This window comes from Gorillibacterium sp. CAU 1737 (genome assembly GCF_039888655.1).
GTDB lineage: Bacteria > Bacillota > Bacilli > Paenibacillales > NBRC-103111 > Gorillibacterium.
In genome coordinates this window covers 22,477-44,713 of the sequence record NZ_JBDQQO010000002.1, presented here as the reverse complement: position 1 = coordinate 44,713, position 22,237 = coordinate 22,477, and the positions used below count along the sequence as shown (strand labels likewise).

The following is a 22,237-nucleotide window of genomic DNA, read 5'->3' as shown; positions in this document are numbered from 1 at the left end:
CCGTTATCCCCTTCCCACCGTATAGAGCTCTCGTTGAAGCTGCTTGCTGTCCACGGCTTTCTTCCACGGATTGACGCGCTTGCCTTCAACGGCTTCATCCAGCCGCTGCAGCAGCTCCGCACGCTTGCTGACGTCAAGCAAGAGATCCTTCACATGCTGGAAGCCCATTCGAATGAGCCAAGGGGCGGTGCGCTCAGCATAAACACCCGTTTCGCGATAATATTGCAGCATGGCTCCGCAGATGTCGATGACCTCCTGCTCCGTCGCAACGGTCGTCAACAGTTGAGCCTCCCGCACCTCGGTTCCGCCGTTGCCTCCAATGTAAATTTGGAAGCCGTTCTCGACGCCGATCACGCCAAAGTCCTTCACCGCGGATTCCGCACAGCTTCTCGGGCAGGCCGAGACCCCCATCTTGAACTTATGCGGCGTATCGATGAATTCGAAGCGCTCCTCGAGCTTGATGCCCAAGCTCATCGAGTCCTGTGTGCCGAAGCGGCAGAAGGCGGCGCCTACACAGGTCTTCACCGAGCGAACCGCCTTGGCGTAGGCTTGCGCCGAGGTCATGTCCAACTCTTCCCACATCTTCGGCAGGTCTTCCTTCTTCACGCCGTAGAGGCCGATCCGCTGGCTGCCCGTCACCTTCACGAGGGGAACGTCGTATTTCTCCGCCACCTTAGCGATCTTCATGAGCTGCTCTGGCGTGGTTTGACCACCGCGCATGCGAGGAATGACCGAGAAAGTGCCGTCGTTCTGAATGTTGGCATGCAGCCGTTCGTTGACAAAGCGGGAAGCCACTTCATCCGCATGCTCCTTGGGGAAAGCGACGTTCAGGTAGAAATTGATCGCCGGGCGGCATTTCGGGCAGCCTTCCGGGTTGCGGAAGCCCAGCTCCCGGTAAACCTCCTGGGAGGTGGTGAGGCCTTTTTCATGAATCTGCACGACGATTTGATCCCGCGACAGGTCGGTGCAGCCGCAGATGCCGGTCGGCGCCGTGCTCGCCTTGTCCCCAAGCACATAAGCGAGCAGATCGCCGATCATGCCCTTGCATTTCCCGCAGGAGCCGCCGGCTTTGGTCACCTTGGTGACTTCGGCGACGGAGGTGAGCCCTTTCTCGCGGACGGCCGTCAGGATCGTGCCCTTCGTGACGCCGTTGCAGCCGCAGACGGTCTCGTCATCCGCCCATTGGGTGACGTCGTTGTCCGCTGCACCGGCCGCCCCGCCGCAGCCGCCGGACGACAGCAAGGAAACCGAGGTTAATGCCGAGATGTCCTGCTTTTGCTTGAGCATTTTGAAATAACGATTTTCTTCCGATGTGTCCCCATACAGCACAATGCCGATTACGTTGTTGTCTTGAACAAAGAGCTTCTTGTAGCTGTTCGCCAATCCGTCGTAGGCCTCGATGCTGCGGATGCCTTCGCTTTCCCGGATGATGCCGGCCGAGAACAAGTCACAGCCCGATACCTTAAGCGAGGTATACGTGGTGCTTCCCGCATAGGGAGCTGTTTCACGTTCCGTTAAGAAATCGGCCAGTACCTTGCCTTGCTCAAACAGAGGAGCGACCAGCCCGTACACCTTGCCGGCATGCTCCGCACATTCGCCAACAGCATACACGCCTGGGGCTGAAGTCTCCATCCAATCGTTCACGACGATGCCCCGATTGACTGCAAGTCCTGCCTGGCGTGCCAGTGCGGTCTCGGGACGAATGCCGACTGCCATGACGACCATGTCCGCCTCGATCTGCGAACCGTCGCTGAACTCCAGCCCCGTTACACGGGTTTCCCCCAGAATGCGAACCGTTCTCTTCTCCATAAGGAACTGGAGTCCTTGCTTCTCCAGATCAGCTCGTAGCAGCTCTCCGGCCTTCTCATTCAATTGCGTTTCCATCAGCCATTTTTCCAGGTGAATGACCGTCACGTCCATGCCCTGGTCCACAAGCCCTTTGGCTGCCTCCAGACCGAGCAAGCCGCCGCCGATGACTGCTGCTTTCTTGTAGGTTTTGGCGCGGTTGAGCATATCGAGCGTATCGTCAATGGTACGGAACCCGATGACGCCTTCCAGCTTGGAGCCTTCTACTGGAAGAATAAAAGACCGGGACCCGGTCGCGATGATGCACTTGTCATAATGGACTTCCCTGCCGCTTTGGGTGATCACTTTCTTCGCTTCCGGTTGAAGATCCACCGCAGGGTCGTGATGAATCAGCTCGATCTGGTTCTCTTCATACCATTGCATCGGATTGGTGATAATCTCTTCGACCGTCATCTTGTTCTGCAATACATTCGACAGCATGATGCGATTGTAGTTGGGGTAGCTTTCTTCTCCGATGATAGTCAATTCGTACCGCTCGGCATCTCGATCCAAGATTTCCTCGATCGTTCTCACGCCGGCCATCCCGTTTCCGATCAGAAGCAGCTTTTCCTTCGTCATGGTGCACCTCTCCGACTTGTGATGGATTTCACTTTGTTTGTATCTCCAAGGTATCACAATCCGGATAGACCGCCTATTAGGGGATTCTCTACATTTTCGGCTGCACATGCCAAAAAGGACGGTGAGCACCGTCCTGGGATTCCTGCTTCTATGCGATTTTGGGTCTGGATACGACAGCCTTGCCCATTCGAAATTAGGGATTTCCCTTATGCGTCGAACAGCTTTCGCTTCATGACATAAGTCACGAGCTCCGAGCGGCTCTTGATGTTCAGCTTCTCCATGATCTTCGCCTTGTGGGCTTCGACGGTCTTCACCGAAATGAACAGCTGCTCGGCGATTTCCTTGTTGCCATATCCCTTGGCGATGAGCGGCAGCACTTCGAGCTCGCGCTTGGACAGCAGCTCCAAGGGGTCCTGCTCCGGTTCTTCGGGGTCTCCCTTCATCCATTCGCGGACGAGAGATTTCGCCATCTTCGGATGAATATAGGTATCCCCGGCATGAACGGTGCGAATGGCGAACAAGAGTTCCTCCTCCGGTGTACTCTTGAGCACGTAGCCCGAAGCCCCGTTCTTCAAGACATGAAACAGGTACTCCTCATCGTCATACATGGTGAGAATCAAGATTTTGGTATCGGGAAAATCCGCTTTTATCTTCTTCGTCGCTTCCAGTCCACCCTCGCCAGGCGGCATGCTGAGGTCCATGATCAGAACGTCCGGCTGGTGTCGAGCTACCGCCTCATAGGCTTCTTGGCCGTCCGCAGCTGTCCCGACCACCTCCATATCCGGCTGGAAGTTCAGGATCATGGAAAATCCGCTTCGAACCACGGCATGATCATCGGCCACGACCAGCTTCATTTCAGTCCCTCCTTCCTAATTCCGGTCCGCAGCCGGTACGCGTAAGGTGATGCTTGTCCCTTCGTTCGGCCTGGATTGAAGGTGAAAGACTCCGTTCACCAGCTCCGCCCGCTCTCTCATTCCGTAGAGGCCAAGCCCGGTACCGATTGGAGCAGCATTGGGGTGAAATCCCGTCCCGTGGTCCTCGACTACCAGCTCCAGGACTTCATCCCGTTCGGTCAAGGTAACGGTTACGCTGTCTACCTCGGCATACTTCAGGGCATTCAGCACCGCTTCCTGACAAACCCGGTACACAACCGTTTCTATCTCGCTGCTGTACCGCTTGCGAGGCAAGCTTGGCCGAAAATCGATGAGGAGCCCGTAGCGCTGCTCCATGCGCTTGAAATGCGACTTAAAGGCGGCTTCGAGTCCAAAATCATCGAGCGTCGCGGGGCGCAGCTCCACCGACAGATTGCGGATGTCATCGAGAAGGCGGGTCATCAGCGCCTCGGTTTGATTCATCTTCTTCAGAAGCGCTTCCTCCTTCGTCAGATGCTTCAACACCCGCACGTCGACGACCGCGCTCATCAGCTCCTGTGCCACACTGTCGTGCAGCTCCCGAGACAAGCGTCTCCGTTCCTTCTCCTGCGCCTCGATGACATGCTTCATCATCCGGTTCTGATACAGCTTCTCCTGATTTTGATATAAGGTGGATATGTTCCTCAAGCTATAGGCAAAGACTTCTTCGTCCGCGTCGATTCGCTGGATAGCAGCGGCATACGGAAACGTGCCCTGCTCTGGAAGGGTCAGCAACAATTGATGAACCGCTGCATTCTGCTGACGAGCATCGAGAAAGCTTCGTTCGATCTGATTGCCAACACCCGCTGCAAGCAACTCTTCCGCGGAAGAGTTGCTTGCCAAGGGGATGCCGGACTCGTCAAAAAGGAAGATCGCATCCTTTGTCGATTGAAACAGTCGATCGGCCCATCCGTCGATGGGTCCTCTTCCGTGGTTCGTCAATTCGGCATCATTTCCTTCCCGTTCAAGTCCATGAGACCGAAGCGAACCCGTTCCTGCAGCTCCGCAAGTGACCGCTCGTCCACCCGGCGCTCGTCCCGATAAGCCCCAAGCAGAATTCCTTCCACCCGGCCTTCATGCCACACCGGGACGGCGACCAGACTGGTCAGCTCCTCCAGCTTGATGATCGGATATTGAAACAAGTCCTCCGCCAGGATCAAGTCGGGAACCGATGATATCAGAAAGGGCTTTCCCGTCTTAAAGACAATGCCGGGGACTCCTCTGCCCGATTGCAGAACCACTTTCCGAATGCGTTCCCCAAGATTACCCGAAAGGAACTTCCATTTAATCACATAGTGATGCTCGGCCGGCTCGACAAGTGCCAGCGCGAGCAGATCATATCCCAGAGTAAGCCGCAGCTCGTTCAGCTCGACTTGAATTCCGGTTTCGTCCATCCTGTGCCCCTCCATCACAACCTCAATTGCTCCCGCTATTGTAACACAAGCGAAAGGGATATGCCGTTGAGGGGTGATTAGGGAATTCCCTTATTTGTCGAATCCGCAAGCGATGCTCAAAAGGTCATGAGCAGCCCTCGGTTCGCTTCGAGTGCCGAGCGGTACAGGTCGATCAGCTCATCGAACGCATCCAGCAGCTCATCTTCGGACAGCTCGTCTAGCAGCTCCTCCGACAGGTCCAACTCATCCAGTGAGATCGATTCTCTTGCCGAAGCCAGCTCCTTCAACCGGGTGGGGATCTCTTCTGCATCAAGGAATCCCATTCCCATTCTTCCAGGATCGAGCGTGAACGAACCGCTTGTAAAAGGAATGCCTACCACATACGTTTCCCCGTTCGATAAAGAATCGCAAGCTTCAAGAACCTCGGCCAGAGGCTGCCAAAGATAAGAAAGCCCTCGCTCCTCGTCGGACGAATAATACTTAGCCAAAGCAAAGTCCGCATACTCCTGGACTCCCTTGGTACGAATTTCATCCTGCCAATCGTCCTCCAGCTCCTCCCCGCTGTAAGGCGAAAGGATAACAGCGCGATGAGTTTCGATGAACGCTCCAAGCAAATCGACTTCATCTGCAAGTGCGGCTTCCCGAAGGACGGGAGCCAATTCCTGATGAAACGAGGCGGTGTCGAACAGAAATGCTTTGTGATCCATGCTCATGGTAATCCCTCTTTCTCGTATGAAAGTGTGTAATTTCTCTCTAACATTACCATAACCCACCATTTCGACAAGATTTTTTTACTAAGTGAACCCCACCCTTCTATAAGGCGGTTAAATAGCGAGTTGGATATCTTCAACTGGTATGCGGTAAATAGGAACTTCGGGCCATGTTGGCCCGAAGCAGGATTGTGGTTTTGAGGTAAAATATGTATGCTATTGACTATAAACTTAATACTTATCGTTACTATTTTGTGCAGGAGGGAACTATGAAAAATTATGCTCAGGTTTATGTGAAAAGTAGCTTCGAGGCGGCAGAATTTTATTGCAAAGCTTTTGGCGCAGAAATTACATTTGAAGTGAAAAATGAAACCGAAACTGCTTATGCGCACTGTGAATTATCCGTGAATGGTGAAGGTTTTTTAGCATTGAGCGAAGCTGCAAACCCTTGTGACATAACCATGGTTCACAAAATGAAATGGGAAACCATGACGTTTAATGTTTTTGAGATGGGAAGCGAAGAAGCGGTCCATAATGCCTTTACGATTTTGAGTGACGGCGGTGTTATTATTCATCCCATTCAAGAAGTTCCGTGGAGCAAATGTTGTGCGACTGTTCTTGATAAATTTGGAGTGTGTTGGTGGATTGCAATTTAATAGCAAAATAAGCACTTAGCTATACAGAGGGTCGGGGGCGTGGGAATATTGAATATTACATTTGAAAGAGCATCACTTGATGATGTAAAAGACATTATTGAAGTGAAAAATAAAAGTTTTTATGAAGACTATCTTAACTATGGAGAAAGTCGCGGTTATAACAACACCGTGGAAGGCATAACAAGAACAGTTCAAGAAAGAATCGTCTATAAAATACAGGCATACGGAGATATGATTGGATATATCAGTATAACGAAGAATAGCGAAGATGATTTTTACCTAAATTGCTTATGCGTTGTTCCTGAATACGAGAATAAAGGGATTGGACAGATGGCCATGACGTTTATGGAAAATCAGTTCCCGCTAGCAAAACACTGGTCATTAGAAGCACTGGCTGATAAAGAACGAAATCACAATTTTTACAAAAAGCACGGTTATCAACTAACAAATGAATATATGGATGGTGCTGTTAAAATTGTATTGTTTGAAAAATGGGCGCAGTAGTCGCCTTTAAATAGGCTGTAAGGAGGCAACGATGAACATAACAGAAATCGATTTAGAGGTTGAAGATATAGAATGGTATGGTATTGATGAAAATGGTAGAATCGCTCAATTTACATCAGGCGGAAGTAAGAGAGTTCCTGAATGTATAAGGGAATCTAGAGAGAGACTCAATGCCGTGTGTGAGCATTTTGAGAATCTCAATCCTAACCTTGAAGAAGAAGTTACATTTAGTGAAGAAACACCCAGTCTCCCCAGAAAAGAATATCTACAAGAATGTAAAAAAACAGCTCAAAAAGGTTTGTATTGCTTTGATATTTCGGATGAACAAGATCCTAAAGGTGAATATAGGCTTATTTGTAAACCATCTAGCGAATTGCGGATTTCCGATTTACCCGAGACGATACAAAGCATTTTACGAAACTACATAATACCCAATAGTAACTTCAGCAATAATAAAATGATTTTCATCTAGGCATCCCTATGACGCCCGCACTGTGGTGGTTTCTCATTTGTATTTAAGCATACTTATGTTAGTCTCAAATACAATTTCATTATTTTTCAATAAGTTTAAAGGCAATTAGTTCATAAGATTTGTCAGCTTTCTCAGAATACTGATAGATTTCTTCACGTTGAGCCGGAGTTAGTTCCTTGTAAAAAGGGTGGTCTGCAATTTTATTGAATTGCTGTATTTGAATCACAACAATAGTTTGATTCCACGGAGTGTTATATTTCACACCTTCTCTGTATATACCCAATTCTTTATATACTCTTGTTGTATAACAAGTCTTTCCCTGATTCAATCGGTTAACAATCGAAGAATATTCATTTTCTGGGAAAGTCATTGTACCTTGCTCCATTTTCTTCTCTCGCTTTCGTTGAGAAATTGCAACTAACGTTTTTGTATTCCCGAACCCGTGAGGCTTAAAGTCCGCCGCGACATGTTTTTTCTCCTTCAGTTCTTGGGCAGTTTCGCTTAACGTTCTTGTGTTCACGAGCCCGAGAGGCTTAAGGCAGCGTAGCTGCCAGGTCGGAGACTTAGCCTCGCGGAGGTTATTCGCCTGATTCCACTTTTAGGCACTTCCCACTTAGGGCGAATCAAGGAGCGTAAGCCCCGCAGCGTAAATACGGTGTTATAGGATTTACCGACTTCTATGAAATTTCATAATAGATGTTTTCATTCTAACTTAGAATAATATGCGATACTTTTTTTGAGTTTTTTGTTGCTAATAAATATTGTGCATAATAACTGTCTGACTCTTTATCTAATTCTCCAATCCTACTTTCATCAGTTATGAAGCCAATGTAAAGGGAACGCTCACCAATATTGTAAGTAATATACCATTCTGAATCTAAATCTGACCAAGTATCTTCAGTAGGTTCCCCTAGTATATTTATTACTTCATGCTTTGTTAGTTCATTTCCACCAATTCCTATAGTTAAAACTTTTGAATTCTCATTTATATCAAATTCGAAATAGTAAGTGATATTACCATAAACATAGAAAGTAGATTCTCCAATTGTATCTACATAATCCGGATCACCAATTTTAGCTATAAGTTCCTCACGAGTTTCTCCTATACAAACTTTACTTTTACCTAAACAACCAATCTCGATATCTATATAATTTAAAATGTCATTTGTAATAGAGGCACTATTGTTATTCATATAACTATTCAGTTTATTAATAAATCTATTTAAATTTACGTTTTTAATCAAACCTTCATTCATTAATTTATCAAATAACTGTAAAAATCCATCGTAAGAATCAGATGTTATACATTGGTTACTTCTAATTGGCAAAGCATTAATATCAGAGAAAGTAGATGGAGTAGCTATAATTGGGATAATTAACTTTTCAGTAATCCATGCGGCACCTAATTCACAAAGGCAAAATTTACTTGTTAGAAAATTGGGAGTGATAAGACAAAAAAAGACTTTAGAAGATTGAATTTTCATTTTGATTGCATTTGGAAATTCGTCTCCAATGGGTATGTTTCCAAGAGAAGAACAAAATATGTCTTGGCTAGGTATATTCATACCTAATTGAAGTAAATCTATAATCTCTTCTGTTAATTCCTTGTCTCTCTCAGAATGGCTAAAGAAATAGGTCATATACAATACACCTTCTATTCTTATAAATAGTATTTTTCGGGATTTCTTATAACGTTGTTGTTTTGCCGAACCCGAGACGAGAGGTTTAAGGTCCATCAGGACAGGGGTGTTCTGCCCCTTAGCCTTGCAGGGTTGTCTGCCTGATTCACCTCACCAAAAATCCTCGAGCAGACCAAGGGAGCGAAAGTGACCGCAGCGGGAATACGGTGTTATCAGAAGTAATCCGCTCTTTTTAAATTATCCTTCACTATCCTCTTCCTCAAAATTGCAACCACATCCAATTGCCTGACCCAAACATTTAGGACACTGTTCCCAGTCACATCCAGGTACATGAAATTCTCCTAATTTAACCATGCATTCTGCACATGTTTCCCTCGTATGTCGTGATCCTACCTCATACTTCTCTTCACCATACCTAATTCGAGGGTATGTCACCCCTCTTATTAGATATTCTTCAATGTATTTTGATTCAATAAAATCTTTAGGAAACATGCGATGTACTTCTTCCGAGTTATAAATAAAAAACTCCTGTTTAAAAAAGCCATCAAATCAGCTTCTTCTTCCCATAATCCTTCATCTATAAAATTATGTAACTCACCATCCAGGAATCTGTAGTGAAATGAAGTTGCAAACTCAAATAAAACTGAATACTTTGCTTTAAGTTCTTGAATCGGTAAATCTACTTCAAAGTGCATCATTTAGTTTCGTAATGCTATGGCTTTCTTAATGGTTTGTACATCGTTCCTATCAAGTGGGAGTTCAAGAATATTAATCATTCTATCCAATGCTAATGAAAATGAGATAGTATTCTTAGGATTATCTATACTTTCATAAATCAGGAATTTATTCGAACGTCTAAGCTTCTCTTTAGTCATTAATTCAATTGACTGTACGATATTTATAAAAGCAATTTTCCATGCCCTGAAGTCCCCTTCAAAGCATGACTATAATAAAGAAGTGAAGAATTCAAAAAATCATACGCGTTCTCAAGTAAATTCATTTTCAGCCTCATAGAAATCTCCCCATAAATTAACCTGGATAATTTCTGATAACATTCTTGTATTCCCGAACCGAGAGGCTTAAGGCGGTCAGGCCGGGTGGCCCCACCACTTAGCCTCGTAGGATTGTCTGCCTGATCAACTTCTCCGAAAAAACTCGGGCAGACCAAGAGAACGAAAGCGATCGTAGCGAGAATACGGTGTTATGTAACATTCTTAGTTAATCTCCTCCCAAATCTTCTTTATACGTAACTTGCAAATAGACTTGAATAAAACATTCCCTAATTGGAACTGCTAAACGCCAAATCTCACTATCACTAGGTGGTTTATACAAATGGAAATGTGTAAAAATACCTTTGATGATTAAAGAAAAATAATATATCAACCAGTTTAAATAATAAATCGTTGATTCAGATGCTAATGAAGCTTTGCCTCCAAGGCCAAGATGTAATATATCATCAGTAAAAGAAAAAGCATGCGATCCAATAACACTGGTACTACTTGAATTGTGAACATAGGCAGAATAATGTTTGTATACATACAATCTCATCTTCGATAGTTCACTAATAATATCTTCAGGTAAACCCACTTTTTTCTCAATTTGAGTAAGTATTTGTTGTAGTTTAGGGCCTCGTAAATATTTATACCAAACCATTTCTGCTTCATCTGTATCTCTGGCTGAAGCATACTTTACAAATATGTCCGTATCAGTAAAAACAATTAACGTAGAGAATACACTTTCAGCAAGTATTCTGATCATTGCTCTAGCTTGAGTATCCAGTCCAGACTCTATTAATCTTATTACAGCCATAGCATTATTAATATTTGCAACAAGAGTCTGAAGAAAAAAATTCGGATCTAAACCGCAGTGTTTTCCATCTAACCAATTTATGTTGATTGGATTTTTATAATTCTCTTGATATGAAGCTAAAGATAAATAGGACAAATTAACAATACCAAGGTATGACAAAGTAAGGTTATCATTATATTTCTTAAATATAATTGACTTGTTGACATTACTAAGACGATGTAAATGATGGATGGAATTAGCTATCTCTCTAAAGTCTACATTAATCAATGATTTCGACTCATGCTTTTTCATTTGGTTGTTGTATTCATTAAGATATTTCTTAATATTCCCCATAACGAATTTACCAATATTAGGATATGACACAAATCTCCTCCTTTCATTGCTTCGAATGTCACATAACGTTTTTGTATTCCCGAGCCCTAGAGGCTTAAGGCAGTTTGCTGCCGGGTGGCTTCGCCACTTAGCCACGCAGGGTTGTCTGCCTGATTAACTCCTCTGAAAATCCTCGGGCAGACCAAGGTTGGCGTCAGCCAACCGAAGCGGGAATATAGTGTTATGTGAAGTTCCACACATCTATGAAATACCGGAAAAGATCCTTATTTACCAACATTAGTTTTGTTATATAATACAATTAATTGGCAATATAATGTAGTCGAATTAAATAGGAGGTTACGTCTATGTCATTTAATTATGAAAATCTTGACACAATCACTCGTCAATTTATGCTTGAGGAATTAGCACTTGATATTTCAAGCAACAATGTCTATCTAAGTCCGAGATTAAACGATAATGGGAAAGTTCGTTATGTGGAAGTTCTAAAAAAAGCATTTACCGATGGCGACGAAATTAAATTGAAAAATGAAATTAATTACGGCCTTTTAAATGCATACGAACAAAGAAAAAAACCTAATGGAGGTTATACGCAAGCAAAAGTACCCATTACTGCAGCTGAAACTCTCGCGGATGGCGAATTTAATAGGTATTACATAAGAGCTCTATGTAGACGTGTTATACAAGAAAATAATAAGAGCATTCAGGTATATCGGGCAAAAGAAGTTGATAGACCTCGCTTTGAATCAGAAATGAAAATTGGATTGGTCATTGATCCTCGAGCAACATTAAAAAGTCTTAGGGAAACAAATAATTTTGATACTATACTGCAAATTCCTTCAGGTCCTAATTCAGGATTAAGTGTAAGAATAATCGAAACTTCAAAAGATGTATCCGCTTAACTTCTGGCCCGCTATGGCGGGCTTTTTTTGACCATTCTGGAATTTCACCTATCGTCTTATTGGCGTATTTCGTTTATACAGCATGTGATGTGGAGTTTGCATCAAATCCAACCCTCGCCCGTTATCTATCGATCTGATCTAGCGGACTCTTGATGTGGCTGACGTCTTTAACGCTGACGTGTGTATAGAGCTCCGTGGTATGGCCGCTCTTGTGTCCCAAAAGTTCTTGAGTGTAACGAATATCAATCCCCCCTCCAGCAAATGCGTAGCAAATGAGTGACGAAGAGCGCGTATGCTTACCTTTTTTGGGACACCGGAGTTGGCTAGAGCCTGTTCGAAAACTTTTTGTGCAACGTCTCGTCTTCCTAAGGTGCCGTCTCCTTCTCCCGAAGCACATGTTCCAAGTAGAATTTTATCGTGCTTATTGCTTGATTCACACTCTAGTTCAATGCCCCTTGCATCGTAACTGCTGAAACGAATCCCTAAAATTCCGTTATCCCGTTTCGTCACAATTATTTCCATAGGCTTTCCCCTCACATTTTATCATACATGCAATTTATTGGTTACAAAAAAGAGACCTTCAAAGTCCAACCAGACTTTGATGCCTCCCGATACTTTCGGCAGTCGCCTATTTAATTCTCTTCCCAATTAGCTTCATTTTAAGGATAATCATTCAACCATGGAGCCCTTTATGTAAAACACCCATATAGGAAACGTTCTGATCCTTAAAAAGATGCAGGACTGCTCGGAATGGGGCAGTCCTGTTTTAGATGCAACGTACCTATGTAAACCAACTTCCTTAAACTTACTCCACGATTTCAAATGTAAACGAGTACGGTTCGGTGGCATCCGGATCAAGCAGGAACGAGTCGATTACTTTCAGTTTCAGCTTGGCGCCCAGCGCAATTTTGTAATTGTGCAGGGCCCCTCCTGCGGAACATCCGAATACCGTAGACGACGCGGTGTAAGGCGGCTTCCGATGTTTGAGAACGCAGAGGTGGCAGCCATTCCCGGCGGTAAACGTTCCATCTTCGTTCCGAGTAATGTTACTCATAAACCGGGTACTTTTGAGCTGTTCCACCTTCTCCTCGATCGTCTTGTCAGCGTGTTCCGTTCGAAAGGCCAAGGCTTCCTGATTGCGCCGCCCGAGCCGGCACCCGCCATTGCGCTCCCAGATCGAAAGGCGCTGTTCCTCCGTCAGAAGCTCGTCCATCTTGTCCACGAACTCCATCTCTGCTTCGCCTCCGCGCCGTTGTGCAATTTGTTCAAAGGGGGCTCTAATATCCTCGGGTATGCCGTCCTTTTGCATCGTCGTGAGCATGCTTTTAAGCCGCAAGGGACATTCTCCTTTTTCTACTGCACCGTTTTGTTCATAAAATCAACGTAATACCGGAACTCGCCGTACGTTCTCTCATGATCGGTGATTACCCCATCGGTAAGGCGGATACGCAGAAGGCATGTCTTCGGGTCTTCCTCGTTAACATCGCCGTTGTCGTACCACTTGAAAAAGGCGGCACGCACTTTCTTCATCATCTCCGCGTTTTTTTCATCGCGCACCCACCCCAGATTCTCACCGATCCCATTCGCCGATAACCATTCGAAGTTGACGGCGATGGCAACATCGGGATTTGTGTTAATCTGCTGCATTTTCTTGGACTCTGTGTAGGTAACCACATAGAACGCGCTGTCCTCATAGTACCCATCCACGTTGCGGACAGAGGGGCGAGGCTTGCCGTCCGCATTCGGATCGTACCCGATAGTTGCTAAGCAAAGCCCATTGTCTTTCCCATTACCGAAACGTTCGTCCATGATCTTCATGGCATCGTTATACTTACTCATGATCATTCCTCCGATTTCGTCGCAGTCTCTTCGTTTATTAATCTCGTTCTTTGAACGGGATCCACAATTCCATATAGGCGGTGTCGGGTGAGCTTGGGTAATACAGCTCCGGGAAAAAGCCGTCCGCGATCAGACCGTGCTTCTTCAGCCACAATCGGGTGTATTTCATGGCTTTGCCCAATGCGGCTGGCGCCAACTGCTCCACATCCTCTGCCTCAAATCCGCAGACAACGTATTCTCTCGCGGGAAGCTGCCAGCTTGCGAAACGGGGACTCTCACTGCTTGATTCTACCTCTACTCCAGCAAAATACGTGGTATTCCCTACCGGCGCATCACCTTTATAACATACGCCAATCTTGCGCCCGCCGGAGATATGCGGGATCTCATGCAGAGCCTGGATAAACCCGTTCCAAATTTCAACGGATGGGGAAACGCCGGGCCTCTCGCCGAGCATCTTGCCATGCATAAAGGGGTAGCAGCCCTTCTTCCCCAGAAAGCTAATCGGTTGCTCAAGGGTCTTTCGGTTCATTTCCAGCACCAGCCCGTCGCTGACCAGTGGCACACCTTCGTCGATCATGACATAGTTCAGCAACAAATCGGGTTTGTCAAAATGATCCAAACCGACGGGGGTTTCCCGGTACTGCGCCGGGGTAATGCCGTAGGTGGCCTTGAACGATCGGGTGAAGGTCTCATGGCTGCAAAAACCGTGTTCCACCGCGATGTCGAGGATCCGATTTTCTTTATTGCGCAGCACGCAGCAGGCTCTGGCTAAGCGGCGCAGCTTGATATACTCCCGCACCGGCTTTTTGACCAACCGAGTGAACAGCCGTTGATAGTAAAACGGTGATAATAGGGCGATTTCCGCCAGTTCTTCGATTTGAGTCTCCTCGCCAATATGGTCTTCGATATGGTTTAAGGTCTTTTGGATCGCTTCCCATGCGTGCATGCAACACACCTCTTGTAGACAGCATACGATAAACGAAGGGCAGGCACTTGACTGTGTCTGCCCTTTTTTAGCAACACCTAATCACTTTCCATCAAATCCTAATTTTACCTTGCCCACGCTAAAATTCAATTACAAAAAGCACAAAGGAATCTAATGATCTGAGTCAGCATGAAGATGCAGCTCAGGAATCAGGCCCGCCAATAGCCAAAAAGATGAAGGCTAATGTGCTATCGGTGAGGCGGATGATCGAGCCGATGCCTATTTTGGCGGCATCGAAAGTCAAAAACGAAAGAGCTAAGCGAAGTACGGTTCGCTTAGCTCTTTCGTTTCGTTTTTTGGGACAACCTCTTCCTCATGTAAATGCCTTTTTTATCTTCTCCTTGGTTTGGGTTAGTCGCTTTTCAGCACCATCTGGGTGCAAGGGTTCACCCCAGACCATTCCATCACCCTCGTATCTTGGAATGACTATCCCGTTCGCGATCCTGCATCCTAAGCATTCCATGTCCAGCATCACTCCGTCTCAAAGGGGAATCAACCGTCTCCGTGATTATTCGATTTCATCGGCTCCAATTCCTTGTTTATCTGCCAATTGAAATCTCCCTTCAACGTTTCCCTGATCCCGCTGCTTACTCCTCGGCTCGAAGGGCTTGAACGATCGGAACCCGATTTAATCGCCGCATGGGAAGCATCGTAGCGAGGAAGGTGGTGAACAGCGCTCCAAACAAGGCCAAGCCCATGCTCGTCCATGGAATCCCCCAGGCGGTATCCAGGGTATTCTGATAGAGGAATTGGATGCCGTAGCTCAAGGCCGCTCCGATGAGGATTCCGCTGATGCCGGAGAACAGTCCATAAAAGAGCCCTTCCAGCAAAATCATTTTGCTGACGTCTCGCTGCGTCATCCCAATGGCTTTCAGCACGGCGAATTCCTTGGTTCGCAGAATCAGATTGGTGCTCACGGTGTTGATGATATTCAGGAAGGCTATCAGGATAATGACCCCGATAAAGCCATAGAAGAAAATACTCGCCGTCATGGCATCGTTCTTCGCCTGGAGCAGCTCCGATACCCGGTCCATGTAATTGTATCCGGCGTCCTTTTGAACGAGTGTCTGGAGGTAATTCAAGATGGAATCATCCGGTTGATCGGATTTGGCTTGAATGAAGATCCGCGAATAAGCATCGCTGCCGCTGATCTTCGCCATCACCTCCGGTGTAGTGACCATCCCGAGAACAGCACTCTCACTGTAGCCCGTCGACAGCGGGCCTTGATCCGCGATGCCCATAACGGTTACGGTTTGGTACCCTTGCCCGTTGCCGTTCATTGTACGAATTTGAATTTCATCTCCGACCTGAAAGTGAGTTTGATCGAGAATCAGCCTCTTCCCGCTCTCGGTCATCATGCTTATCTTTTGAATGAGAATGACTCCGTTCTTACGGTTCATCTGCTCCTTGTCAATGGCTCCTGAAGTAAGCTTGGGCTTCAAATCATCCAGCCCGTTCTCTCCGAACGATTGCAAGAAATTGTTGCTCATTCGGTAGCCTTGCTCTGTCTCGACGACGAACATATCTGACATAAGCTCGTAGTAGGTTGGATTGACTTTATCCTTCGGGATGATGGCCATTACCTGCTCATTAGAAAAGGGGTACGCCTGTTTTACCGCATCGAGCTTGACGATTTCCTCAAAAACAGTGGGGTCGATCTGCTTGGAAGAACCCTCATATTGAAGGGAATAGGAGTACCGGATTCCCGACTGCGAAGCTTGTTGGCGCAAGAGATCGACCAGTCCGCTGAAGACGATCAGTAAGACGAGGCTGATGATCATGGAGAACGCTGTAATTCGGAAGCGTCTCTTGTTCCGCTGCAGGTTCCTTCGGGCAAATTGCCCTTCGATCCCAAAAATCCACTTCACCCAATCCGATTTCTTCACGGAAGTAACCGGTTCGACCTTGGTCGTCCCTGTGCTCTTGACGGCCTCAAGTGGAGTGACGCTCGCGGCTTGTCGGGCGGGTCCCGTTGCTGAGAAGATCACCGTGATGAATCCCAACGCTGCTGCTCCAAGCAAGACGAGAGGTGAAACAACCATCCTCATGTCATTCAGGAACCCAAGCGAGAGGAAGCTGATGCTGTAGAAGAGTGCTTTCATAAACAGCGTCCCCAGCAGAAGCCCGATGGGGATCCCGAACACGCTGAGCAGAACGGCTTCCCGCATCACGATTTTGCGTATTTGGGCAGGCGTAGCCCCGATGCATCGCAGGATACCGAACTGGGACATTCGTTCCAGCACAGAAATGTGAAAGGTATTGTAAATAACCGCGATGGTGCTTAACAGGATAATCACCACAATCGCTGCAAACGCCAGTGAGGTACTCGCATTGACGCTGCCATACGTGCTCTTCCCGTATAGCTTTAGCAATTCATTGTTGTATTCGACTCGAACAGACTTGACCGTACTTTCTCGATTCAATTCCAAAGCAGATCCTTGCTCGGTGCTTTGCAAATGCAAGGAAGTCAGGATGGATTCCGTCTTGTCCTTAATTCGATCCAATGATTTCATCTGAACATAAACAAAATACGTTCGGTTCTTGTCGATGGTCTTGTGGTCGTTAAACGTGATGGCCGGGTAGATGAAGGAGGAAGACCACGACTGATTGCTCGCCGGCTTCATGAATCCGACGACCGTAAACTCCCGCTTCGTCTGCCCCTCAAAGGCTTCGTCCACTCCCCAGCCGAAATCCCCCATCCCGCTGATGGGCCGGATTTCGCCCGTTGAGGCCACTTTTCGAATTCCGAGTGTCAGGGAAACTCGATCTCCCAGCTTTGGCTTTGTTGCAAAGGAGCTTAACCCCCAAGAGGAGAGTATGATTTCATCCGAAGCTTGAGGCAGTCTGCCTTCCTCCACTTGAACCTGGAGCATGCGCATCGCTTCCTCGTCGTAGCCTTTCACATTCAAGTATCGATACGCCGAGGCGAACGGATTCTCACTCCTTTCTTTCTCAGAGGTCTTCTGGATCACCGCATAGCCTTCCCGGCTGATGACTCCAGCGGCCTGAACTGCCGCTTGCTGCTGGATGTTCGCGACCGCATCTCCCTCCATCCCGTTGAAGGAAACATGATAGTCTCCGAAGGATTGAACGGTCTGACGGATCACTTTATCCCGGTAGCTCATGCCGATGGTGGCCACGGAGGTCAGGAGGGTTACGGACAGGATGATTCCGAAGATCGTGAGAATCGATCTCTTCTTCTGCCCCCGGATATACTTGCCGGTCAGTTGTGTATAACGGTTCATCATCCGGTCACCCCATTCAGAAGCAGGCCGTCTTCGATTCTCACCGCTCGATCTGCTCGTTGGGCGATCTCCCTGTCATGCGTGATCATGATCAACGTCTGATTGTATTTCTTGACGGAGTAGGTCAACAGCTCGATGATTTCCTGGCTGTTCTTGCTGTCCAGGTTGCCGGTCGGCTCATCAGCCAGCAGGATCGAAGGCTTGTTAATCAGCGCTCGTCCAATGGCCGTTCGTTGTTGCTGCCCGCCGGATAACTGCGCTGGCAAGTGGTGCCTTCTCTCCTTCAACCCCAACAAACTGATGATCTCATCGACATAGGCTTGATCCACAGACTTGTGATCAAGCAGCATCGGGAGCTTGATGTTCTCCTCTGCGGACAAGACCGGAATGAGGTTGTACGACTGAAAGATGAATCCGATCTTCCGTCTGCGGAACAAAGCAAGCTGCTTCTCATTTTGGCTGTACAGGTCGGTGCCGTCGAGGATCACTTGACCGCTCGTCGGGCGGTCTACGCCTCCCAGGAGATGAAGCAGCGAGCTTTTGCCCGAGCCGCTCGCTCCCACGATCGCTACAAACTCCCCTTGCTTCACCGATAGGTTAATGCTCTTCAACGCTTCGACCTTTACTTCTTCGCTGCCATAGGTTTTGCACAGATTAACGGTTCTCAAAATATCCACTTGGTGTGCGCCTCCATTCGTTTTTTCCTATGTCGGTCATTATAAGCGCCGAAGCTTACAACCAAGTGAAGAGGAAGCTTACGAATTCGTAAGCTTCCTCAGAGGCTACCTTTCATGAACGAAACCCGGAATTCCGATCCGTCACCGACCTGACTGGATACGGTAATCATTCCGCCTTGTCCTTCGATGATCGACTTGCTTAAGGACAGCCCAATCCCCACACTTTGGGGCTTGGCTTGGCTTCTCCCCTTGTAGAAGCGTTTGAAGATATGCGGCAAATCCTCGGGCGGAATGCCTTCCCCCTGATCCCGAATGGCCACATCGAGAAACAGCGTGTTTTCTTCCAGAAGAATCTCAATGGTGCCGCCAGTCGGAGAATGCTCCAGTGCATTTTTGACGAGATTGATGAAGGCTTCGGCAAGCCACTCCTCATCCGCTTCCAGGAGCAACTCCTCGCCTCCTCGGACCGCAAGGGTCAGTTTCTTATGCTCAGCCGGGACTCGAAGCGAATCCACCACCTGATCGATCACATCCCGGAGACGGAGCGTCTTCTTCCGGTAGAGGATCGCTCCCGCCTCCACGCGCGCGGACTTCAACAAGCTCGTAATCAGCCATTCCATTCGATCGAGCTGATCGCGGCTTCTTTCCAGGAAGGTACGCCTCGTCTCCTCCCCCATTTTGGGGTCGTTCAACAGATGCTCATGGAACACGATAAGCGAGGCAAGCGGTGTCTTGAGCTGATGGGAGATGTCCGACAACAGCTCGCGCAGAAACGTCTTCTCCTGCTGGAGCTGTTCCAGGCTGTGCGACAAGCGATCCGCCATCGCATTGAAGCTCCTTCCCAACGACCCGAAATCGCCTTCCTCTCCCTCGGGAAGCGGCTCTGCGAATTGATGTTCGACCACCTGCTCCGCTGCGACCGATATCGTGCGAACCTTAGCAAACACTCCTCGATATTCCCAGAGCAAGACCAGCAACAGGGGCACCGTAAACACGAGAACCGGAAGTGCAGTATGAAGAGGCAAGGCCGTATGGGCGAGAACAGGCTGGTCTTCGATAGCCAAGGTTTCGGTATAACCGTATTGGGCCAAGATTCGCTTCCCCTCCGCCACATCCTGGTCTTGGGCACCTTGGGTGATGTAGCGGATCACTTCCTTTTCCATGGAGGGATCACCCTTGAGGAAATGACCCATCAGAGCTGCCTGCTGGTTCACGAGGGCCTTGTTGACGGTCTCCATTTGATGATTCATATAAAAGAACAGGGATACGGCCAAGAGTAACTGGAGGGCAACGACTTTGACGGCAACCGACTTCCATTCAGGATTCCGGACGAAATCAAACATGTTCATCCCCCCAGCACTTCTGCGTTCCATTTGTAGCCCACCCCGCGAACCGTCACGATGTACTGAGGGGCCGCCGGCTCATCCTCTACCTTCTCTCTCAGCCTGCGAATGTGGACGGAAAGCGTGTTGTCGTCGATGTATTCCCCCGAGAGATCCCAGAGATGATCCAGCATTGCGCTTCTCGTACAGATCTGTTTGGGGTGGGTGATGAGCATCAGCAGAAGGCGATATTCCATGCCGGTTAAAATTACGTCCTTGTTGTTTTTCAACACGATTCCTTCATGAACCCGAACCTGGAGATCGCCGGATTTCCACAATTCCCCTCTTCCCGGATTAGTTTTTCGTCGAAGAACCGCCTTTATACGAGAAAGGAGTTCTTTGGTACGGACAGGCTTGGTCATGTAATCATCGGCTCCCAGATCCAGCCCGGCCACCACATGGATCTCTTCATCCAAAGCGGTCAGGAAGATGATGGGTACTTGGGAGGTTAGCCGAATTTCCCGGCACAGCTCATACCCGGACCCATCCGGAAGATTGACATCCAGAAGGATCAGGTCCATCTCCTCGCTCTTCATGGCCTTCCGCGCGTCCTCCAGCGTTCCGGCGGTCGTGACGTCATACCCTTCGCTGTTCAACGTATAGTCAATCCCGAATACAAAGTTCGGGTCGTCTTCCACAAGCAATATCCGATTCATCTTGCACCTCATCTCACAGGCATGGAGTTCGACGTTATTATACACGATGAGCTGCTTCAGGAGCCAAAAAGAGCCAAAACGCTGATCCTTCGCCCCGATTGCAAAAAAACCAAGATTCGGCAGCCATACATTGACGTGGTGGATAAACTAGAATAGAATGTGAATATATCGCAGCGATATATTCGAGAGAGGAACCCTATGCTGAACTCCATTATTCTAGGAATGCTGTATCACGAGAAACTCACGGGTTATGATCTGAAGAAACGCATTGAGAATGGGGTCGGTGTTTTCTACAAGGCCAGCTATGGGAGCATCTACCCGACTCTGAAAAAGCTCTCCAACGAGGGACTGGTCTCGGTTACCGAAGAACAGCATGGAGCAAGGCAAAAGAAGCTGTACGACATCACGCCGCAGGGACGAGTCGCCTTCATGAATTGGCTGAAGGAGCCCATCCATCTGGATGACGGGAACAGCAAGCAGAGCCATTTGGCCAGGGTTTATTTCTTTGATGCGCTGCCTGCTCCCCTCGTTCACCAGCAGCTGTTGGAGTATGAGGCGAACAACCTGCAATATCTGGATCGCCTGCTCGCGCTGGAACCGATCTTCGACACCCCGGAGAATCAGGATAAGCATTATTACAAGCTGTCCACGCTCTACTACGGCATCGCCATTCTTCGCGAGACCCTTCGCTGGTGCCGTCACGCCCGCGAGAGGCGTCCGTTTCATGAACTTGTCCATGGAGGAGAGAACGATGAACCCAACCGTTCCAACGATTCAACCCCTTGACCTTGGGGGAGTAAACAGCTACCTGCTTCGAACAGAGAACGGATTTATCCTGGTGGATACCGGCGGCCACCTCGTCCTTGATAAAGTCTTTGACAATCGAAGAGAGAAGCTGCTCCAGGCTCTGGCCTCCGCTGGCTGTGTCAAGGGGACCCTTCGGCTTATTCTGTTGACTCATGGGGATGTCGATCATGCAGGCAATGCCGCCTTCTTAAGCCGAACCCTGGATGCGCCGATCGCCATGCATCCCGGCGATTTAGAGCTTGTAAGCGCTCCAACCCTCGACCTGTTCATGGCGAGCTATCATTACCAGTCCTTCATGCTGCGAACCGTTTTCCGGATGATGCGCAAGAAGATCCTGCTCGTGACCCAGAAAACGCTGGACGATTTCGAGCCGTTTCAGCCGGATATCCTCCTGGAAGATGGAATGTCACTGAAGAGCTATGGCTTGGATGGAACCATTCTGCACCTGCCAGGCCATACCGACGGTTCGGTCGGATTGCTGCTGGCGGATGGTTCTCTCCTGGTAGGGGATCTTCTTGCCAACAACAAAAAGCCAGCCCCCGCCCCCAATGCGAACGATTTTACCGAGCTGGCCAAAAGCATCAAGAAATTGTCGCTATACCCCATTGAAAACGTTTACCCCGGTCATGGTCGCCCCTTCTCCCTTAAGGAGTTCGCGGGTACGAGTTCGAACGCTTCTTAAGAAACAGAAGAAACAAGGAAGCACCCTTGAAGGGAACCCTGCCCTCCCAAAAAGAGGAGTACGGTTCTTTCCAAGGGTGCTTTTTCGTATGCGATGAACCTGTTATTTAGCAGCCGGTATCCCCTCAAATGTACCTCTCCTTCCTTAGAATAAAAGAATACAAATTCACTCGTTGACAAAAATCGATTTGATCTATTAATATACATAATAAT

Annotated in this window: 22 protein-coding genes; 6 read left to right on the top strand and 16 right to left on the bottom strand. The window is 47.9% G+C overall.

What is annotated here, in order from left to right; genetic code table 11:
* Nucleotides 1–3: 3 nt before the first annotated feature.
* The 5 genes from nirB to AAFN83_RS04505 form a co-directional block, all read right to left on the bottom strand.
* A complete protein-coding gene (gene nirB, locus AAFN83_RS04525) occupies nucleotides 4–2,424 on the bottom strand; it encodes a nitrite reductase large subunit NirB (protein ID WP_347767446.1) in 2,421 nt (806 codons plus the stop codon).
* Between the two features lie 206 nt (nucleotides 2,425–2,630).
* Nucleotides 2,631–3,278 carry a response regulator transcription factor gene (locus tag AAFN83_RS04520; protein ID WP_347767444.1) on the bottom strand — a complete coding sequence of 216 codons (648 nt, stop codon included), beginning with the start codon at nucleotides 3,276–3,278 and terminating at the stop codon, nucleotides 2,631–2,633.
* A gap of 15 nt (nucleotides 3,279–3,293) precedes the next feature.
* Complete coding sequence (locus tag AAFN83_RS04515; protein ID WP_347767442.1) at nucleotides 3,294–4,277, bottom strand: sensor histidine kinase; 984 nt, start codon at nucleotides 4,275–4,277, stop codon at nucleotides 3,294–3,296.
* Entirely contained in the window at nucleotides 4,274–4,729 is a 456-nt protein-coding gene (locus AAFN83_RS04510) for a GAF domain-containing protein (RefSeq protein WP_347767441.1), read from the bottom strand. Before AAFN83_RS04510 ends, AAFN83_RS04515 begins: the two co-directional genes overlap by 4 nt.
* A gap of 116 nt (nucleotides 4,730–4,845) precedes the next feature.
* On the bottom strand, nucleotides 4,846–5,442 hold the full coding sequence (locus AAFN83_RS04505; RefSeq protein ID WP_347767439.1) for a hypothetical protein: 597 nt from the start codon (nucleotides 5,440–5,442) through the stop codon (nucleotides 4,846–4,848).
* Nucleotides 5,443–5,708: 266 nt separating this feature from the next.
* Here AAFN83_RS04505 and AAFN83_RS04500 point away from each other — a divergent pair, with 266 nt between their 5' ends.
* Genes AAFN83_RS04500 through AAFN83_RS04490 form a run of 3 tightly spaced genes read left to right on the top strand, consistent with a single transcriptional unit; the run spans nucleotide 5,709 to nucleotide 7,071 of the window.
* Entirely contained in the window at nucleotides 5,709–6,095 is a 387-nt protein-coding gene (locus tag AAFN83_RS04500) for a VOC family protein (protein ID WP_347767438.1), read from the top strand.
* 39 nt (nucleotides 6,096–6,134) lie between these two features.
* A complete protein-coding gene (locus AAFN83_RS04495) occupies nucleotides 6,135–6,599 on the top strand; it encodes a GNAT family N-acetyltransferase (protein WP_347767436.1) in 465 nt (154 codons plus the stop codon).
* A gap of 31 nt (nucleotides 6,600–6,630) precedes the next feature.
* Entirely contained in the window at nucleotides 6,631–7,071 is a 441-nt protein-coding gene (locus AAFN83_RS04490) for a hypothetical protein (RefSeq protein WP_347767435.1), read from the top strand.
* Nucleotides 7,072–7,150: 79 nt separating this feature from the next.
* Here the strand turns inward: AAFN83_RS04490 and AAFN83_RS04485 are convergent, their stop codons facing one another.
* From AAFN83_RS04485 to AAFN83_RS04470, 4 genes are all read right to left on the bottom strand, one after another.
* Entirely contained in the window at nucleotides 7,151–7,456 is a 306-nt protein-coding gene (locus AAFN83_RS04485; protein WP_347767433.1) for a hypothetical protein, read from the bottom strand.
* A gap of 322 nt (nucleotides 7,457–7,778) precedes the next feature.
* Entirely contained in the window at nucleotides 7,779–8,711 is a 933-nt protein-coding gene (locus tag AAFN83_RS04480; RefSeq protein WP_347767431.1) for a toll/interleukin-1 receptor domain-containing protein, read from the bottom strand.
* 237 nt (nucleotides 8,712–8,948) lie between these two features.
* Complete coding sequence (locus AAFN83_RS04475) at nucleotides 8,949–9,203, bottom strand: hypothetical protein (RefSeq protein WP_347767429.1); 255 nt, start codon at nucleotides 9,201–9,203, stop codon at nucleotides 8,949–8,951.
* A 726-nt stretch (nucleotides 9,204–9,929) separates the two neighbouring features.
* Nucleotides 9,930–10,883: a hypothetical protein gene (locus tag AAFN83_RS04470; protein WP_347767427.1), complete on the bottom strand. Its 954-nt coding sequence runs from the start codon at nucleotides 10,881–10,883 to the stop codon at nucleotides 9,930–9,932.
* Nucleotides 10,884–11,197: 314 nt separating this feature from the next.
* Here AAFN83_RS04470 and AAFN83_RS04465 point away from each other — a divergent pair, with 314 nt between their 5' ends.
* A complete protein-coding gene (locus AAFN83_RS04465; RefSeq protein ID WP_347767426.1) occupies nucleotides 11,198–11,752 on the top strand; it encodes a hypothetical protein in 555 nt (184 codons plus the stop codon).
* 805 nt (nucleotides 11,753–12,557) lie between these two features.
* Here the strand turns inward: AAFN83_RS04465 and AAFN83_RS04460 are convergent.
* From AAFN83_RS04460 to AAFN83_RS04430, 7 genes are all read right to left on the bottom strand, one after another.
* The gene (locus AAFN83_RS04460) at nucleotides 12,558–13,088 is read right to left on the bottom strand and encodes a hypothetical protein (protein WP_347767424.1); all 531 of its coding nucleotides are present in this window, start codon (nucleotides 13,086–13,088) and stop codon (nucleotides 12,558–12,560) included.
* A gap of 17 nt (nucleotides 13,089–13,105) precedes the next feature.
* The gene (locus AAFN83_RS04455; protein WP_347767422.1) at nucleotides 13,106–13,591 is read right to left on the bottom strand and encodes a pyridoxamine 5'-phosphate oxidase family protein; all 486 of its coding nucleotides are present in this window, start codon (nucleotides 13,589–13,591) and stop codon (nucleotides 13,106–13,108) included.
* Nucleotides 13,592–13,628: 37 nt separating this feature from the next.
* Nucleotides 13,629–14,537 (bottom strand): AraC family transcriptional regulator, encoded by a 909-nt coding sequence (locus tag AAFN83_RS04450; RefSeq protein ID WP_347767421.1) that lies wholly within the window; start codon nucleotides 14,535–14,537, stop codon nucleotides 13,629–13,631.
* 626 nt (nucleotides 14,538–15,163) lie between these two features.
* Nucleotides 15,164–17,821, bottom strand: coding sequence for an ABC transporter permease (locus AAFN83_RS04445; RefSeq protein WP_347767419.1), 2,658 nt, complete (start codon nucleotides 17,819–17,821; stop codon nucleotides 15,164–15,166).
* Nucleotides 17,821–18,498, bottom strand: coding sequence for an ABC transporter ATP-binding protein (locus AAFN83_RS04440; protein ID WP_347767417.1), 678 nt, complete (start codon nucleotides 18,496–18,498; stop codon nucleotides 17,821–17,823). The genes AAFN83_RS04445 and AAFN83_RS04440 overlap by 1 nt, the downstream gene beginning before the upstream one ends.
* A gap of 98 nt (nucleotides 18,499–18,596) precedes the next feature.
* Nucleotides 18,597–19,841, bottom strand: coding sequence for a HAMP domain-containing sensor histidine kinase (locus AAFN83_RS04435; protein WP_347767416.1), 1,245 nt, complete (start codon nucleotides 19,839–19,841; stop codon nucleotides 18,597–18,599).
* Nucleotides 19,842–19,843: 2 nt separating this feature from the next.
* Complete coding sequence (locus AAFN83_RS04430) at nucleotides 19,844–20,536, bottom strand: response regulator transcription factor (protein WP_347767415.1); 693 nt, start codon at nucleotides 20,534–20,536, stop codon at nucleotides 19,844–19,846.
* Between the two features lie 198 nt (nucleotides 20,537–20,734).
* Here AAFN83_RS04430 and AAFN83_RS04425 point away from each other — a divergent pair, with 198 nt between their 5' ends.
* Nucleotides 20,735–21,322, top strand: coding sequence for a PadR family transcriptional regulator (locus tag AAFN83_RS04425; RefSeq protein WP_347767414.1), 588 nt, complete (start codon nucleotides 20,735–20,737; stop codon nucleotides 21,320–21,322).
* Entirely contained in the window at nucleotides 21,288–22,025 is a 738-nt protein-coding gene (locus AAFN83_RS04420) for an MBL fold metallo-hydrolase (RefSeq protein ID WP_347767413.1), read from the top strand. Before AAFN83_RS04425 ends, AAFN83_RS04420 begins: the two co-directional genes overlap by 35 nt.
* Nucleotides 22,026–22,237: the final 212 nt, after the last annotated feature.